At 33.1% G+C, this 16,969-nt stretch carries 15 protein-coding genes; 11 read left to right on the top strand and 4 right to left on the bottom strand.

The annotated features are described in order from the left end of the window. Positions 1-4: 4 nt before the first annotated feature. A complete protein-coding gene (locus tag Q0857_RS02140; protein WP_298531457.1) occupies positions 5-814 on the bottom strand; it encodes a glycogen/starch synthase in 810 nt (269 codons plus the stop codon). 201 nt (positions 815-1,015) lie between these two features. Here Q0857_RS02140 and panC point away from each other — a divergent pair, with 201 nt between their 5' ends. The 11 genes from panC (at position 1,016) to Q0857_RS02085 (ending at position 14,444) form a co-directional block, all read left to right on the top strand. Further along, positions 1,016-1,867 carry a pantoate--beta-alanine ligase gene (gene panC, locus Q0857_RS02135; protein ID WP_298531455.1) on the top strand — a complete coding sequence of 284 codons (852 nt, stop codon included), beginning with the start codon at positions 1,016-1,018 and terminating at the stop codon, positions 1,865-1,867. Between the two features lie 13 nt (positions 1,868-1,880). Next, positions 1,881-2,231: an aspartate 1-decarboxylase gene (gene panD / locus Q0857_RS02130; RefSeq protein WP_298531452.1), complete on the top strand. Its 351-nt coding sequence runs from the start codon at positions 1,881-1,883 to the stop codon at positions 2,229-2,231. 4 nt (positions 2,232-2,235) lie between these two features. Next, the gene (locus Q0857_RS02125) at positions 2,236-3,189 is read left to right on the top strand and encodes a lysylphosphatidylglycerol synthase transmembrane domain-containing protein (RefSeq protein ID WP_298531447.1); all 954 of its coding nucleotides are present in this window, start codon (positions 2,236-2,238) and stop codon (positions 3,187-3,189) included. Between the two features lie 59 nt (positions 3,190-3,248). Beyond that, positions 3,249-4,400 (top strand): alpha/beta hydrolase-fold protein, encoded by a 1,152-nt coding sequence (locus Q0857_RS02120; RefSeq protein ID WP_298531444.1) that lies wholly within the window; start codon positions 3,249-3,251, stop codon positions 4,398-4,400. Positions 4,401-4,482: 82 nt separating this feature from the next. Further along, on the top strand, positions 4,483-5,295 hold the full coding sequence (locus Q0857_RS02115; protein WP_298531441.1) for an alpha/beta hydrolase-fold protein: 813 nt from the start codon (positions 4,483-4,485) through the stop codon (positions 5,293-5,295). Between the two features lie 43 nt (positions 5,296-5,338). Further along, complete coding sequence (locus tag Q0857_RS02110) at positions 5,339-6,490, top strand: alpha/beta hydrolase-fold protein (protein ID WP_298531436.1); 1,152 nt, start codon at positions 5,339-5,341, stop codon at positions 6,488-6,490. A 3-nt stretch (positions 6,491-6,493) separates the two neighbouring features. Beyond that, the gene (gene radA, locus Q0857_RS02105; RefSeq protein WP_298531433.1) at positions 6,494-7,852 is read left to right on the top strand and encodes a DNA repair protein RadA; all 1,359 of its coding nucleotides are present in this window, start codon (positions 6,494-6,496) and stop codon (positions 7,850-7,852) included. A 114-nt stretch (positions 7,853-7,966) separates the two neighbouring features. Continuing rightward, positions 7,967-11,371: an isoleucine--tRNA ligase gene (gene ileS / locus Q0857_RS02100; RefSeq protein WP_298531429.1), complete on the top strand. Its 3,405-nt coding sequence runs from the start codon at positions 7,967-7,969 to the stop codon at positions 11,369-11,371. Between the two features lie 4 nt (positions 11,372-11,375). After that, positions 11,376-11,750, top strand: coding sequence for a TraR/DksA C4-type zinc finger protein (locus Q0857_RS02095; protein WP_298531426.1), 375 nt, complete (start codon positions 11,376-11,378; stop codon positions 11,748-11,750). A 98-nt stretch (positions 11,751-11,848) separates the two neighbouring features. Next, positions 11,849-12,469: a lipoprotein signal peptidase gene (locus Q0857_RS02090; RefSeq protein WP_298531423.1), complete on the top strand. Its 621-nt coding sequence runs from the start codon at positions 11,849-11,851 to the stop codon at positions 12,467-12,469. A gap of 130 nt (positions 12,470-12,599) precedes the next feature. Beyond that, positions 12,600-14,444 (top strand): hypothetical protein, encoded by a 1,845-nt coding sequence (locus tag Q0857_RS02085; protein WP_298531420.1) that lies wholly within the window; start codon positions 12,600-12,602, stop codon positions 14,442-14,444. Here Q0857_RS02085 and Q0857_RS02080 read toward each other — a convergent pair whose 3' ends face one another. Genes Q0857_RS02080 through rimK form a run of 3 tightly spaced genes read right to left on the bottom strand, consistent with a single transcriptional unit; the run spans position 14,445 to position 16,862 of the window. Then, positions 14,445-15,008: a 5-formyltetrahydrofolate cyclo-ligase gene (locus Q0857_RS02080; protein ID WP_298531417.1), complete on the bottom strand. Its 564-nt coding sequence runs from the start codon at positions 15,006-15,008 to the stop codon at positions 14,445-14,447. 3 nt (positions 15,009-15,011) lie between these two features. Further along, entirely contained in the window at positions 15,012-15,986 is a 975-nt protein-coding gene (locus Q0857_RS02075; RefSeq protein WP_298531414.1) for a succinylglutamate desuccinylase/aspartoacylase family protein, read from the bottom strand. Then, a complete protein-coding gene (rimK, locus tag Q0857_RS02070) occupies positions 15,987-16,862 on the bottom strand; it encodes a 30S ribosomal protein S6--L-glutamate ligase (protein WP_298531411.1) in 876 nt (291 codons plus the stop codon). Positions 16,863-16,969 lie beyond the last annotated feature (107 nt).

Here is a 16,969-nt window from a genome sequence, read left to right as displayed (position 1 = left end):
CTGTTTAACTTAAAACGGAATTATTGAAAAATGTTGTGTATGCCTCACCAAATTCATCTTTACTTTTGTATTCTAAAATAGGTTTGTCTGCCGATTTAAGATGCGCATCTAAATCGTCTGGAATACTTTCAGAGCCCACAATTAAAGCGTCAGAATAATCAATAGCAATTTTCATTAAATTGTTGTAAGAAGGCTCTTCAAGAGGTTTAATAGCCTCCTCTTCAATATTGTCAAATTTAATTTTATTTACTAAATCTTTATTCAAGGCTCCATCAAACCCTTGGTTGTAAATAGATGTTACAACTTTACTTTCGCTAAATAAAGGTTCGTCTTTGTAAAATTCTTTAAGATATAATGGTAATAAAGAAGCTAGCCAACCATGAACATGAATAATATCGGGTGCCCAGTTTAATTTTTTAACGGTTTCAATAACACCTTTTGCAAAGAAAATAGCACGTTCATCATTATCTGAAAATAGCTTGCCGTCTTCATCAGTCAAAGTTGCTTTTCTTTTGAAATATTCGTCATTATCAATAAAATAAACTTGAATGCGCTCTTTTGGTATTGAAGCTACTTTAATAATTAAGGGCATGTCTAAGTCGTTGATAACCAAATTTATTCCAGATAATCTTATAACTTCATGTAATTGATGCCTTCTTTCATTAATATTGCCATACCTAGGCATAAAAATTCTTATTTGCCCACCTTGTTGATTCACCATTCGAGGTGCTTCAAAAGACATGGAAGAAATTTCAGTTTCAGGTAAATAGGGCACTACTTCAGATGATACATATAATATCCTCTTATCTTTCATATGTTTGGTTTATTTGACTTAAACTTGACTTTATAAATGGCAATAACAAATCTCTTTATTTCTAAAAGAAAATTATAAAGCTCAATTATAAGGGTTCTGCTTTTTTTGATTGTTGAAAATAAAAAACACGCAAAAATACAAAAATTTATGCTAATTGCGGGTAAAATCTTAAGTTTGCAAGCGTTAATTTTATATTAAATTGTGGAAGTTTATTCAGAAAAACAGCAAATTTCATCAACTCTCGATAGATTACGAGCTGAAAACTTGAAAATAGGACTGGTTCCTACTATGGGGGCATTGCATGAAGGGCATTTGCAATTAGTAAAAAAGGCTCTGTCTGAAAACGAGAAAGTAGTTGTAAGCGTTTTTGTAAACCCTACTCAGTTTGATAATAGTGATGACCTAGAAAAATACCCTAGAACATTAAAAGAGGATGTTTCTTTATTAAAAACCCTAAGCAAAGATTCTATTTTGGTTTATGCTCCAACTGTTAAAGATATGTATGATGGTAATCCTGTATCTGAAAAGTTTGATTTTGACGGATTAGAATTTGAAATGGAGGGTAAATTTAGAAACGGACATTTTGACGGTGTTGGAACTATTGTAAAACGTTTTTTTGAAATTGTAAAACCTGATAACGCCTATTTTGGAGAAAAAGATTTTCAGCAACTGGCAATTATTAAAAAACTAGTTGAAAAGTATCAGATTCCTGTAAATATTGTGGGCTGTACTATTCATCGGGAAGCCAATGGTTTGGCAATGAGCTCACGCAATACCAGATTAAAGGTCGAATATAAAAAGGCGGCACCTTTAATCTATAGGACATTAAATACTGCCAAAGAAAAATTTGGCACAAAAAGTGCTAATAAAACAACAGAATGGGTTGAGGCACAGTTTGCTAGTCATGAATTGTTAGATTTAGAATATTTCATTATTGCAGATGCCAAAACCTTAAAACCTGTTAAACGTAAATCGAATAAAAAAGCATATCGAGCCTTTATTGCTGTATATGCAGATGATATTAGACTAATTGATAATATCGCATTAAATTAATTACCTTTGCCGCATGCAAATTCAAGTAGTAAAATCTAAGATTCATAGAGTTAAATGCACTGGTGCAGAACTTAATTATATAGGTAGTATTACCATTGATGAAGATTTAATGGAAGCTGCCAATATTATACAAGGAGAAAAAGTTCAGATCGTAAATAATGACAATGGAGAACGGTTAGAAACATATTGTATACCAGGACCTCGAAATACAGGGGAAATTACTTTAAATGGTGCTGCTGCACGTAAAGTTTCAGTTGGAGATACCTTAATACTAATTACATATGCCTTTATGGATATTGAAGAGGCTAAAACTTTTAAACCGTCATTGGTTTTTCCGGATGAGGCGACCAATCTGTTGAAATAGTCTTTTGAATAAAAAGCTAAAAAATATTATCAAAATCACACTCCCTCTCCTATTGGGAGTTTTTTTGGTTTGGTATTCATTGTCTAAAGTGTCTCTAGAAGAACTTTGGGTATATGCCAAAAATGCCAATTATAAATGGATTGTTTTAGGAATGTTTTTAGGCTTGTTGAGTCATTTATCTAGGGCGTATCGGTGGCGTTTTCAATTAGAGCCTATGGGTTATCATGTTAAGTTGGGCAATAGTATTATGGCTGTTTTTGCAACATATTTAATTAATTATACTATTCCAAGAGCAGGTGAAGTAGCTCGAGCTTCAATTCTGACGAACTATGAGGGTGTGCCATTTGAAAAAGGATTTGGGACTATTGTCGCAGAACGTATAGCAGATTTGATCGTTATGCTCGGTATAATTTCAATTACGTTATTTCTTCAATTCGATTTTATTTACAGTTTTTTAGTGGAAAGGTTTGACCCAGCCAAAATACTATTGATGCTTACGTTTGCCTTTGTAATAGTTTTATTGTTTTTTAAATTCATTAAAAAGAGCCAGTCTAAATTGGCGATAAAAATGAGGTCGTTTATTCATGGGTTAATCGAAGGAGCATTTAGTATTTTTAAAATGGAAAAGAAATGGGCATTTATTTTTCATACTTTGTTTATTTGGGGTATGTATGTACTTATGTTTTATATTACCTCATTTGCAATTAAGGACTTAGAAGGGGTGTCTTTAGGAGCCATTTTAATTGGGTTTATTTCGGCAAGCTTTAGTATAGCAGCTACAAATGGAGGTATTGGATCATATCCTCTGGCTATATATGCGGCGTTTTCAATTTTTGGAATAGCCGAAGAGCCTAGTATTGCTTTTGGTTGGATTATGTGGGCCTCTCAAACGCTATTAATAATTGTATTTGGAGGAGTGTCGTTAACGTATTTGCCTATTTATAATAGGAAAAAATAATAGTGAGCTACTTTAAAACTATTTGTTAACTTGTGGGTGCCTAAATCAATGTATTTTCAATGAAATTAAAATTAGTTTTTGTTTGTTTTATCGTCTTGTATAACATGGCTCATTCTCAAACCTTATTTGAGGAATTTGATTCATATAAATTAGGTAAAAAAAGAGGAATAAAGATTCGGTTGCCGAATAATTATAATGCTGAAGACGATATGACATACCCGGTTATTATAGTTTTTGATGGCGATTACTTATTTGAGCCTATTGCTGGAAATGTTGATTATCAGGCTTATTGGGACGAGATTCCAGATTGTATTATTGTTGGGGTAAATCAAGCAGAAACGCGGCTTACGGATTTTGAATTTAGCTCGGAAACATATTTACCATCTCAAGACGGCGCGACTTTTTTTGAATTTATAAGCATGGAGTTATTACCATATATTGATTCAGAGTTCAAAACATCGCCGTTTAGGGTTGTTGCAGGACATGATTTAGCAGCCAACTTTATTAACTATTATATTTTTAAAGAAGAGCCAATATTTGATGCCTATATAGCTATAAGTCCTGATTTTGCACCAGAAATATCAAATAGATTAAGTTTAAGGTTGTCAAATATAGAAAGAGAAAAGAAGTTGTTCTATTATTTGGCTACAGGTGATGGGGACATAAGAGTTTTACGAACTTCTATTCTTGAAGCAAACGCTAAATTAAAGAAATTTTCGAACCCAAACATCGATTATAAGTTTGATGATTTTATCGATTCAAATCATTACACGCTTGTAGGACGCGCTATTCCTAGTGCTTTGAACGAAATATTTGAGCTCTATAAACCTATAAGTAAAAAGGAATTTTCGGAAGAGTTGGTAACCTATACAGGATCGACTTTCGAGTATTTAGAGAAAAAGTATGAAGAGATTGAGTTTTTCTACGGATTTAAAAAAGTTGTAATAGAAAATGATTTACGAGCCATTGCGGCTGCATGTAAAAAGAGAGACGATCATGAATCTCTTTTGAAATTGGCAAAACTGGCTCGAAAAACTTACCCAGAATCAATGATAGGGGCTTATTATTATGGCATTTATTATGATGCCATTGGAAGTTACAAAAAAGCTTTACAAAGGTTTCAGTCTGGTTTGTTGCTAAAACCTTCTCAATTTATAGATAAGGATATTTTACTCGAAAAAATATACGAAATCAAGGAAGATAGATTTTAATTATTGCATTTCGTCGAAAAAAATAAACACTTTATCTATATTTTATTATCTTTGACGCACCAAATCTAATTATACCTACATTATGAAGAAAGACCTACTCTTTGTTCTCTTCCTATTTGTTTATGGAAGTGTTATGGCTCAAACAGCTCAAGAATCTATTGATTCTGAAGTGCTGGATTCAAAGCAATCTATAAGTATTAAATTACCAAAAAATTACGGTGAAAATAGCGATTTAGAGTATCCAATTATTTTAGTACTTGATGGAGATTATTTATTAAAACCAGTAATCGGTCAAACAGATTTTCAAGCTTATTTTGAGAATATGCCAGGAGCTATTATAGTTGGAGCCAATTATAATGGTAGCAAAGTTGGGGATAACAACTCCAGTTCAGTATCGGGTTACGATGCTAAATTCTCAAAGTTTATTGGAGAAGAGTTGTTGCCATATCTAGATCAAAAATTTAATTCAAATAATTTTAGAGTTGTTGTTGGTTATAAACACAGTGCTAGCCTTATGAATTCATTTTTACTAAACGAACAATCACTATTTCAAGCATACGTGAATTTAAGTCCTGAGTTTACAGAAGATATGAGCGAAAAAATTATCCAAAGAGTTCAATCTTTGAATAGTGATGTTATCTATTACATAGCCAGTTCAATGAACGATTCCAAATCAAGAAGAGTCCATGCATTGAATGTAAATAAAGAGCTAAAATATATCCACAATAATCATTTTAAATTTTATTTTGATGACTTTATCGATATGTCACATCATACAATGGTTATGAGTGGAGTTGCGCGAGGCGTTGAAAAAGTTTTTGAAAATTACAAGCCAGCTGTGGCGGGTAAAGAAATGAAAGAAGAGGTCGTGAGTTATGAGCGCATCTTAGATTAAAAATAGTTTACTTTTTAGTATTAAACCTCAAATTTAAATAAAAATGAAACATCTAGCTGTTATCCTACTAACGTTATTTTTTGTTCCAAAAGGCGTTTTCGCTCAAATTAAATATGAAACAATTCGGTCTTCAAAATTAGAAGAAGAGCGTCAATTGAAAATTCAATTACCAAGAAATTACGATTCAAATGAAAATAAAACTTACCCATTGTTCGTGGTATTAGATGGGGATTATATGTTCGAGGCTGTCGCAGGAAATATTGATTATTATTCTTATTGGGAAGATATGCCAGAAGCCATTGTGGTTGGTGTTAATCAGTGGGGTAAGCGTTTTGATGATTGTATGTATTCTGATCAAAATTCTTTTCCAGTTGAAAGAGGTGCTGCATTTTTTGAATTTATAGGCATGGAACTTATTCCTTATATTGAAAAAACATATCGCGCAGGAGAATTTAGAGTGGCCGTAGGACACGGTGAGACGGCTAATTTTATAAACTATTATTTATTGAAACCAGACCCTTTGTTTCAAAGCTACATTGCTATTAGTCCAGAATTAGCGCCTAACATGGTCGATTATTTACCGCGCGCACTAAGCGAAATAGAATCTAAAACATTTTATTATTTAGCCAATACTACTAATGATTCTGCTTCAATAAAAAAAATGACGGAAACCCTAAATCGGGATCTTGCTGCTATTAAAAATACTAATTTGTCATATGATTTTGACTCTTTTGAAAGTCCGTCACATTACGGTGTACCAGCTCATGCTATTCCCAACGCTTTAGAAGAAATGTTTAAAGTTTTTGTGCCTATTACTAAAAAGGAATATAAAGAGGTTATTCTTAATTTAGAAATCTCTCCTGTGGTGTATTTAAAGGAAAAGTATGAAACTATTTATGAGGTATATGGCATAGATAAAAAAATATTAGTCAATGATTTTAAAGCTATTGCAGCGGCTATTGAAAAGAAAGAATTATTCGAAGAATATGATGAACTTGGTAAAATTGCGAGGAAAGTTTATCCAGAAACTATGCTGGGCACGTATTATTTAGGAAGATTTTTGGAAGAAACAGGAGAAACTAAAAAAGCAATGCGTACATTTCAGTCGGCTGTTTTAAAAGATGAAATAGCTGGTATAACAAAAGATGATGCGCTGGCCCGTGCAGAATCTATAAAAGAAGATTTTGGATATTAATTAATGGCTAAGGTAAAAACTACTTTTTTTTGTCAAAATTGTGGAACTCAATACGCTAAATGGCAAGGGCAATGTAATGCTTGTAAGGAATGGAATACCATTGTTGAGGAGCTTGTGCAGAAACCGGAAAAAAGTGATTGGAAATTACCTACTTCAAAAGCAAAAAGAGCTTCTGTCCCTTTAAGAATTAACGAGATTGATACTTCAAAAGAACCACGCTTAGATACTTTCGATGGTGAGTTTAATCGTGTTTTGGGTGGAGGTATTGTTCCAGGGTCTTTGACACTTTTAGGTGGTGAACCTGGTATAGGGAAGAGTACGTTGTTACTACAAGTTTCATTGAAACTGCCATATAAAACGCTTTATGTTTCTGGTGAGGAAAGTCAGAAGCAAATAAAGATGAGGGCAGAAAGAATAAACCCAAACCATAGTAATTGTTACATATTAACTGAGATAAAAACTCAAAATATCTTTAAGCAAATTGAAGTTTTAGAACCTGATATAGTAATTATCGATTCTATTCAAACTTTGCATAGTGATTATATCGAATCTTCTTCTGGGAGTATTTCTCAGATTAAAGAATGTACTACAGAACTTATTAAGTTTGCCAAAGAAACAGCAACCCCCGTTTTACTTATTGGCCATATTACTAAAGATGGTAACATAGCAGGCCCCAAAATTTTAGAGCACATGGTAGATACTGTGTTACAATTTGAAGGTGATCGTAATCATGTCTTTAGGATTTTAAGGGCACATAAAAACCGATTTGGATCTACGAATGAATTAGGTATCTATGAAATGCAAGGTTCGGGTTTACGTGAAGTCTCTAACCCGTCTGAAATTCTTATTTCAGAAAAAGATGAGGAGTTATCGGGTAATGCTATTGCGGCTACGCTAGAAGGTTTACGTTCGCTTATGATTGAGGTTCAAGCCTTGGTAAGTACTGCCGTTTATGGTACTCCGCAGAGAAGTGCTACGGGTTTTAATGCTAAACGATTGAATATGTTGTTAGCTGTTTTAGAAAAACGAGCAGGCTTTCGTTTGGGAGCTAAAGATGTTTTTTTAAATATAACTGGAGGTATTACGGTAGATGATCCTGCCATAGATTTAGCAGTTGTAGCCTCTATATTGTCTTCAAATGAAGATACATCCTTGCAAAAAGATTATTGTTTCGCTGCTGAGGTCGGGCTTTCAGGAGAAATCCGTCCAGTACAACGAGTGGAGCAGCGTATTTTAGAGGCAGAAAAACTAGGCTTTACAACTATTTTTGTGTCCAAGTACAATAAGATTTCACTTAAAAATACGGTGATTAGAATTCAACTTATTTCTAAAATTGAGGATTTGATAGATTTCATTGTTTGAATTCTTTAATTTAAAAAGTCTTATCAGCATATTAAGTTTATTACTTCGTTCTAATTTTAACTTCTTTTTTACTAAAATTTCTTAAATTCGCGAACTTATAAGAATCAATAGTAAATGAGCGTGAAATTTCCTGAATATAAAGGACTTGACTTGCCAAATGTAGCAGATAGTATACTGCAATATTGGCAAGAAAATAACATCTTTGAGAAAAGTGTATCTACTAGAGAAGGAGCAAAACCTTATGTGTTTTATGAAGGGCCTCCATCTGCAAATGGACTTCCAGGAGTGCATCATGTTTTGGCACGGGCTATAAAAGATATTTTTCCACGTTACAAGACCATGAAGGGATACCAAGTAAAGCGTAAAGCTGGTTGGGATACTCATGGCTTGCCTATTGAGTTAGGTGTTGAAAAAGAATTAGGTATTACAAAGGAAGATATTGGTAAAACCATTTCGGTTGAAGAGTATAATGCAGCTTGTAGAAAGGCAGTGATGCGTTACACAGATGTATGGAATGACTTGACGGAAAAAATGGGATATTGGGTAGATATGGATGACCCGTATATTACCTACGAGCCTAAATATATGGAGTCTGTATGGTGGTTATTAAAACAAATATATAATAAAAGCCTACTGTATAAAGGTTACACGATTCAGCCTTACTCACCAAAAGCTGGAACTGGTTTAAGTTCTCATGAGTTGAATCAACCAGGAACTTATCAAGATGTTACCGATACTACAGTGGTTGCACAGTTTAAAGCTATTGCTAATACCTTGCCAGCCTTTTTACAAAATGAAGGTGATATACACTTTGTAGCTTGGACCACAACCCCTTGGACGTTACCAAGTAATACGGCGTTAACCGTAGGGCCTAAGATAGATTATGTCTTAGTTGAAACTTTTAATCAATATACTTTTGAACCAGTTAAAGTGGTGTTAGCTAAGAAATTAGTTAGCTACCAATTTTCGGGAAAGTTCAATCAAGTAAATGATCAGTCTGAATTATCATCTTATAATTCAGGTGATAAAAAGATACCCTTTTATATTATAAAAGAATTTGTAGGTAAAGATTTGGTAGGTATTCGATATGAACAATTATTGCCTTATGCATTGCCTCACGATAATCCTCAAGATGCTTTTAGAGTGATTTCTGGAGATTTTGTTACTACGGAAGATGGAACAGGGATTGTACACACTGCGCCAACTTTTGGAGCAGACGATGCCTTAGTTGCAAAACAAGCAACGCCAGAAGTGCCACCAATGTTAGTTAAAGATGATAATGGGAATTTGGTGCCATTAGTGGATTTGCAGGGTAGATTTAGACCTGAGATGGCTGAGTTTACCGGAAAGTATGTTAAGAATGAATATTATAATGATGGTGAAGCACCGGAACGTTCTATTGATGTTGAATTGGCTATCAAATTAAAAGAAGAAAACAAGGCCTTTAAGGTTGAAAAATATAAACACAGCTATCCAAATTGCTGGCGTACAGATAAACCCATTTTGTATTACCCATTAGATTCTTGGTTTATTAAGGTAACAGATGTAAAAGATAGAATGCATGAACTTAATAATACAATTAATTGGAAACCGAAAAGTACTGGAGAAGGGCGTTTTGGTAATTGGTTAGCAAATGCCAATGATTGGAATTTATCACGTTCACGTTATTGGGGAATTCCATTGCCAATTTGGAGAACTGAAGACGGTAAGGAAGAGCTTTGTGTTGGTTCTGTGGAAGAACTAAAAGGTGAGATGGCTAAAGCTGTATCAGCAGGTGTTTTAACTGAAGATATTTTTGTAGATTTTGAAGTTGGAAACCATTCAGAAGAGAACTATGCAAAAATTGATCTACATAAAAATATAGTTGATGATATTGTATTGGTATCACCAACAGGTCAAAAAATGTTCCGCGAAAGCGATTTAATTGATGTTTGGTTCGACTCAGGGTCAATGCCCTATGCACAATGGCATTACCCATTTGAAAACCTAGATTTAATTGATAAAGGAACGACATACCCAGCAGATTTTATTGCAGAAGGTGTAGATCAAACACGTGGATGGTTTTATACTTTACATGCCATAGGAACCATGGTTTTTGATTCGGTTGCTTATAAAAATGTGGTATCTAACGGATTAGTTTTGGATAAAAATGGACAGAAAATGTCCAAACGTCTTGGTAATGCCGTCGATCCTTTTGAAACCTTAGGTAATTATGGTGCCGATGCAACGCGTTGGTACATGATTTCAAATGCAAATCCATGGGATAATTTAAAGTTTGATTTAGAAGGCGTAGAAGAAGTAAAGCGTAAGTTTTTTGGGACACTATATAACACCTATTCTTTCTTTCAATTATATGCTAATCTTGATAGTTTTAGTTATAGTGAAACAGATATTGCTTTAAATGAAAGACCTGAAATAGATCGTTGGATTTTATCTGAATTACATACGCTTATTCAAAAAGTGGATGCCTATTATGCAGATTACGAACCGACAAAAGCGGCTAGAGCTATTTCAGATTTTACACAAGATTACGTAAGTAACTGGTTTGTACGTTTAAGTAGAAGACGTTTTTGGAAAGGGGATTATCAACAAGATAAAATATCAGCTTATCAAACGCTTTATAATTGTATGGTTACTATTGCGAAATTAAGCGCGCCTATTGCACCATTTTTTATGGATAGGTTGTATTTAGATTTAAATGCGGTTACGAAAAAGGAAACTTTTGAGAGTGTTCACTTGGCTGACTTTCCTGTTTTTGACGAATCTTATGTTGATAAGTCATTAGAACGTAAGATGGAAAGCGCTCAAATTATTTCATCTTTGGTCTTGTCTTTAAGAGCTAAAGAGAAGATAAAAGTGAGGCAACCTTTGCAGAAAATAATGATTCCTATTAGTAGTGAAACTCAAAAAAATGAGATATTGGCTGTTTCAGACCTTATAAAATCAGAGGTTAATGTAAAAGAAATAGAAGTTCTTGAAGATGCTTCAGATATTTTAGTAAAGCAAATTAAACCTAATTTTAAAGTGCTTGGTCCTCGCTTTGGAAAAGACATGAAGGCTGTGGCTCAAGTAGTTAATAACTTTACTTCAGAGGATATTAAAAAAATAGAACAAAATGGTATTTTAGACGTTGAAGTAAACGGAAAAAATATTACTTTAGAGCAAACCGATGTAGAAATCACATCGCAAGATATTGAAGGGTGGTTAGTGGCAAACGAAGGTGCTTTAACAGTGGCTTTAGATGTAACTATAACTGACGATTTGCGACAAGAAGGTATTGCTAGAGAATTAGTAAACCGTATTCAAAATTTGCGAAAAGATTCGGGTTTTGAAGTTACTGATAGAATTGATGTAACGCTTCAAAAAGATGTGCAAGTTGTTAATGCAGTTGATGCAAATATGACTTACATTAAATCGGAAACATTAACTAACGAATTAGAAATAATAGATAAATTAGAAGATGGTATAGAAATTGCTTTTGATGATGTAAATACCAAATTATTTATCCAAAAACATTAATATTATGACAGATAGTGTAAGATATTCGGATGCAGATTTAGCAGAATTTAAGCAATTAATCTCTGATAAAATAGAGAAAGCACAACATGATTTAGAGCTTATTAAAAGTGCGTATATGAATGACCACAATAATGGTACAGAAGATACGTCGCCAACTTTTAAGGCTTTTGATGAGGGGAGTGCTGTTATGAGTAAAGAATCGAATTCTCAATTAGCTATTCGTCAGGAGAAGTTTATTCGTGATTTAAAGAATGCGCTTATTCGTATCGAGAATAAAACATACGGTATATGTCGCGTAACAGGAAAATTAATTAACAAAAAGAGACTAGAGCTTGTGCCTCATGCTACGTTAAGTATTGAAGCTAAAAACATGCAATAATCTTGTGGAAATTTATATTTAAAACGTCTCAGTATTGAGACGTTTTTCATTTACAAAACTTTGTTATTTCTGCTTAAAAAGAGATTAATTAAATAAACATGTCACTTAAAAAATCTATAGTCTTAATTGTTGTTATTTTACTTTTTGATCAAATAAGTAAAATTTACATAAAAACACATTTTGCACTTCATGAAAGTGTTGATGTTTTTAGTTGGTTTAAAATCTATTTTATTGAGAATGATGGAATGGCTTGGGGAACAAAAATTAGTGACTTCACTTCCTTTATTTCTGATAGATCTGCTAAAATTGCCCTAACGTTATTTCGTGTAGTTGCTATTTTTGGAATTGGTTATTGGCTTTATGATTCTACAAAAAAGCAAAATTCTAAAATACTCATTTTGGCCATTGCTTTAATATTTGCAGGAGCCTTAGGTAATATTATTGATTCTGTGTTTTATGGTGTTTTATTTGATGATAGTTATAGTCAAGTAGCAACTTTCTTGCCCGAATCGGGAGGTTATGACTCATTGTTACATGGCCATGTTGTTGATATGCTTTATTTCCCATTATTTGAAATAGACTTTCCAGAATGGTTTCCGTTTTATGCAGGGAAGCGCTTTAATTTCTTTGAGCCAGTCTTTAATGTAGCTGATATGGCTATTAGTACTGGATTTATTATGTTAATTGTGTTTAATAAAAAAGCATTTTCTAAGAATTAATTTGAAATAGATTTTAAGTAAGTATTTACTACATCAAGTTTATTTATTATATTTATCTCTTGCTATTATACTCAATCTAATTCCCTCGTTTTTAATGAAAGGTAAGTGCCTATTCTTAATCGTTTGTTTTTTGTTTTTTAAACTTTCGTTCTCCCAAAACACCTATGATATTGTTTTTCCAGAAAAAGATGAAGGTGAAAAATGTAAAACCTGTTATCAGATATTTAACCAAAAACCTGAAGAGGTTGAGTTTTCAATTGAAAGAGTAGGGGCAAATCTTTTTTTTCAAGTTAATGATATAGACTGGTTTAATAGATTATTTAAAAATCCCGGTGATGGTTTAGCGGTTGATATTGTTGCTAAAGACAAATATAGTTGTAAGAATCCATCTCTTCCAATTAAAGAAATTCGTGGTCACTTACTCGAACCCGTTTACTCACGTGATTTAAAAAAAGGACTAGATTTAAATAGTAATAATATTTATCAAGTTAATTTAGGTAAGATACCTATGGATTTGTTGAATCAAGATTTAGAATATAATATTCTGTTTTTAAGTAATAAAAATCTGTGTCGCTATTATGTTATCTATGATTTAAAATCTTATGATTGGGACTTATTGGATATGGGAATGTATTTGGATAATTTAACCATTAATCCAAAACAGATTCAGTCTTCAGATAGTCAGTCGCTTGCTAAGGATGAATCATTAAAATTTATTATTCCATTTAAGAAAAATCAAGTCACATATTCTAAAGCTGATATTAAACCTATTTATGAATCCTTAAGTTTGACAGATTTTAATATTAAAAGTATTAAAATAAAGGCGTATGCTTCTATTGAAGGAATAGTAAGTAGAAATAAAGTTCTACAAGTAAAACGTGGTAATAGTATAGTAAAAGCATTACAAGAGTTTCAAGGTTCAGCTATAAAAACTGAAGTGTCAGCTTCTGAAAACTGGGTAGAGTTTTTTAACGACATTGAAGGAACAAAGTATCAGTACTTGAAACCTTTAAGTAAATATGAGGTGAGAGAAGAGATTGCAGGAACAATTTCAAGAGAAATGGAGCCTATTCTTAAAAACCACAGAAAAGCAGTTGTGGAATTGGAGATAGAGAAGAAAGATAAATATAGTACTTTGGGACTGGATGAATTATTATTAAAGTTTAATCAGGAGGTTGCGAAGAAAAATATTGAAGTCGCTAAAGGTATTCAAAACTCTATATTTGAAAGGATTAGGAGAAACCCAAAGGGATTAAGCTTTTTAGATAAAATGAAGGTCCCCAAACAAAAGGAATTTGTTGATATTTTAAATAAAAATTCGGCTTTTAGGTATATGACTGATTTCACCTATGCTTTAATTACTTATAATGAGTTGCAAGAACTTGAAAAACTTGCTCCTAATAACGCTGCTATTAAGTATAATTTAGCCGCTGTAAGAATAAAATTATTGTATTGGGATGCTGCTAATGTTCAAAAAACGGATCTTAATACTCAGATTTATTCATTAAAAAAATATGGTATTTCTGAGGGAGATATTTCTAGGATGTTAGCAAATTTAAATATTATTCTTTCTGAATACTTTCTGCTTCAGGGTGACCGTACGAGTAAACAAAATTCTGTGAATTATGTTAATACCAATTATAAAAAGTTTAATTCTTCTAGTAATGATTATTTAAACTTAGCCCAGTATTTTAATAAATACGGTAGTCCAAATATGGCTATTGATTTATTAAATCCTAAGGCTAAAACTATCGATATTGATGAAGATTTATTATTCTATTACTTAAATCTTACACTTATAAACAAGGAGTTGACTAGAGAGAAGAGTTATCGAACAATAATGTTAAACGCAATTAATATGAATAAAGAGCGTTTTTGTAAATTATTCGACTCGGTAAATGAAGGAGGGGTTACATTTCAATTGTTGGAAAATGCGTTTTTAAGAAAGACGTATTGCGAAAGCTGTAATAAATAATTAAAAACGATAGGTTTGCTTGGGTGTTACACAATAATCCAACCTAACGTCACTCTCGAAAATATCAGTTATTTCATTTTCAACCTCAAAGAATGATAAGCCTATTTTTATAGTTTCAGGTTTGCAGGAATTCAAAAAACGATCATAAAACCCTTTGCCGTAACCCACGCGGTTCCCCATTTTGTCAAAAGCAAGAAGTGGAATAAAGACCACATCAATTTTATCATTCGAGATTTCAATACCATCAATGGGTTCTGGGATATTGTAGCTGTTTTTCTTGATGTGCGTACTATCGGTTAACAAAAAATGTGTCATCAAGCCTGTTTTAAAATTACTCTTAGAAAGTAAAATGTTTTTGTCCTTTCCTGATAAAATATTTAAAATATAGTCAGTGTTAACTTCCTTTTGTTCTTGAATAGATAAATAGATATGATAAAAGGAATACTTCCAAACTGGCAGTCCAAGCAGTTGATTTGAAATGTCAAGACTTAAATTATCCACATCATTTTGAGATAGTTCATTTCTTTTCGCTTTGTATGTTTTGCGTAATTCAGACTTGACCATATGTTACTTTTTCAATTCTAAAGACACATGAAATAATGCATCGCCTTGATATACGATTGGTGATTCGTTCACATTGATAATAAAACCAGAATGTCTAGCTCGAACAAAATAATTAAACTTACCATATGGGTCTGTAATGTGTCCTAGAATATCTTCTTTTTCAACATGCGACCCGATAGGAATTACAGCTTTGAACATACCAGAATATTTGGCGCGAAGCCATTTGCTGTTTTCAATGAAAACACATTCTTTTTTAGGTTTAGAAGATTTAAAAACGGTTTTTAACATGCCTAGATGTTTTAAAAGCCGTTTAGAGCCATTGACTCCAGAATTGGTAACTACATCATCTATATGAAATGATTTTCCACCTTCAAAAAGTAGCAAGGGTTTTTCTAATTTATTGCAGGTCGCTCTAAATGATTTAGATAAGTTTTTAGAATATAGTACAAAAGGAGGGGCAAAAGCCATGGCTAAGTCCTCAAGGTTTTTATTGTTTATTTCGTAGCGAAGTTGGGGAGTATTAAATCTACCTGAACCACCTGTATGAAAATCAACAATTAGATCTACATGCGGGATGACCTCATTAATAAGTTTGTGCGCTACGCGTCCTGCTAAAGAACCAGAAGGACTACCTGGAAACATCCGATTTAAATCTCTACCATCAGGAAATTCGCGTTTCAGATTTATAAACCCAAAAACGTTGATTACTGGCATACAAATTATGGTGCCTATTTTGGGTTGGTTTATTCCTTTAGAAATGAGTTGTCTTACTATTTCAACACCATTTACTTCATCACCATGGATTCCAGCTGTGAACAAAACTATTGGTCCAGATTTTTTAGAACGCTCAATAATTAAAGGAACATTAACAGGTGTAGATGTATGCAAATTAGCGACGTCAAAATTTACTTCTTTACTTTCACCAGGGAGTACGGTTTCTCCTAAAATATGTAATATGTCAATTGTTGATTCGGACATTTATTTGGCGTTTTTTTCAATAAATCTAATTATAGATTTAGCAATATTTCTTCCTGTTGCGGTTTCAATGCCTTCAAGTCCGGGGGTTGAGTTTACTTCTAATATTAATGGACCTCTAGACGATTGTAGCATATCTACTCCGCAAACGGGCAAATTTAATGCTTTTGAAGCATTCATAGCCAGCTTTAATTCATCATGATTAAGTTTTATAATATTTGCTGTTCCTCCCCGATGCAGGTTAGAACGAAACTCACCTTCCTTTCCTTGGCGTTTCATAGCGCCAACAACTTGTCCGTCAACTACTAGAGCACGCACATCTGCTCCACCGGCTTCCTTAATAAATTCCTGAACAATAACTCTCGCCTGTAATCCATTAAAGGCTTCCAGAACCGATTCTGCTGCATTTTTTGTTTCTGCCAAAACAACGCCTAATCCCTGTGTGCCTTCTAACAGTTTGATAATTACTGGTGTTCCGCCAACATGATCTATAACTTCTTCTACATCTCTAGAGTAATTGGTAAAAACCGTTTTAGGCATACCAATTCCAGCTTTGGTTAAACGCTGTAAACTGCGTAATTTATCTCTTGAGCGTTGGATAGCGTCAGAGGTTACAATAGTAAAAACGCCCATCATTTCAAACTGTCTGACTACAGAGCATCCAAAAAAGGTAACGGAAGCTCCTATTCTAGGGATAATGGCATCAACATAATCTAAGTAACGGTCTTTGTAGTAAATGGTAGGTTTTTCTTTTTCAATAATGATATCACATTTTAGAGGGTCTATGACTTCAATGTCGTGGCCTCGCTTACTACCTTCTTCTACAAGGCGCTCTGTAGAATACAATTGAGGGTTTCTGGATAGAATGACTATATTCATAAAAGTACTTAAAGTAGTTCTGCTTAAGATTATTTAAAGTTGTTTTAAATACTTTAGGTATTTGTAATGTTATATGCAAGATACTAAAAAAAGGCCTGCTGATTTTT

Source organism: uncultured Algibacter sp. (assembly GCF_947495925.1).
Taxonomy (GTDB): Bacteria; Bacteroidota; Bacteroidia; order Flavobacteriales; family Flavobacteriaceae; genus Algibacter_E.
This window is presented reverse-complemented; position numbering and strand designations above follow the sequence as displayed.

What these genes read in the sequence shown, in the direction of transcription:
- Q0857_RS02140 (WP_298531457.1), bottom strand. Translation starts at nt 814, where the DNA reads ATGAAAGATAAGAGGATATTATATGTATCATCTGAAGTAGTGCCCTAT.
- panD (WP_298531452.1), top strand. Translation starts at nt 1,881, where the DNA reads ATGCAAATTCAAGTAGTAAAATCTAAGATTCATAGAGTTAAATGCACT.
- Q0857_RS02120 (WP_298531444.1), top strand. Translation starts at nt 3,249, where the DNA reads ATGAAATTAAAATTAGTTTTTGTTTGTTTTATCGTCTTGTATAACATG.
- Q0857_RS02115 (WP_298531441.1), top strand. Translation starts at nt 4,483, where the DNA reads ATGAAGAAAGACCTACTCTTTGTTCTCTTCCTATTTGTTTATGGAAGT.
- Q0857_RS02110 (WP_298531436.1), top strand. Translation starts at nt 5,339, where the DNA reads ATGAAACATCTAGCTGTTATCCTACTAACGTTATTTTTTGTTCCAAAA.
- radA (WP_298531433.1), top strand. Translation starts at nt 6,494, where the DNA reads ATGGCTAAGGTAAAAACTACTTTTTTTTGTCAAAATTGTGGAACTCAA.
- ileS (WP_298531429.1), top strand. Translation starts at nt 7,967, where the DNA reads ATGAGCGTGAAATTTCCTGAATATAAAGGACTTGACTTGCCAAATGTA.
- Q0857_RS02095 (WP_298531426.1), top strand. Translation starts at nt 11,376, where the DNA reads ATGACAGATAGTGTAAGATATTCGGATGCAGATTTAGCAGAATTTAAG.
- Q0857_RS02090 (WP_298531423.1), top strand. Translation starts at nt 11,849, where the DNA reads ATGTCACTTAAAAAATCTATAGTCTTAATTGTTGTTATTTTACTTTTT.
- Q0857_RS02080 (WP_298531417.1), bottom strand. Translation starts at nt 15,008, where the DNA reads ATGGTCAAGTCTGAATTACGCAAAACATACAAAGCGAAAAGAAATGAA.
- Q0857_RS02075 (WP_298531414.1), bottom strand. Translation starts at nt 15,986, where the DNA reads ATGTCCGAATCAACAATTGACATATTACATATTTTAGGAGAAACCGTA.
- rimK (WP_298531411.1), bottom strand. Translation starts at nt 16,862, where the DNA reads ATGAATATAGTCATTCTATCCAGAAACCCTCAATTGTATTCTACAGAG.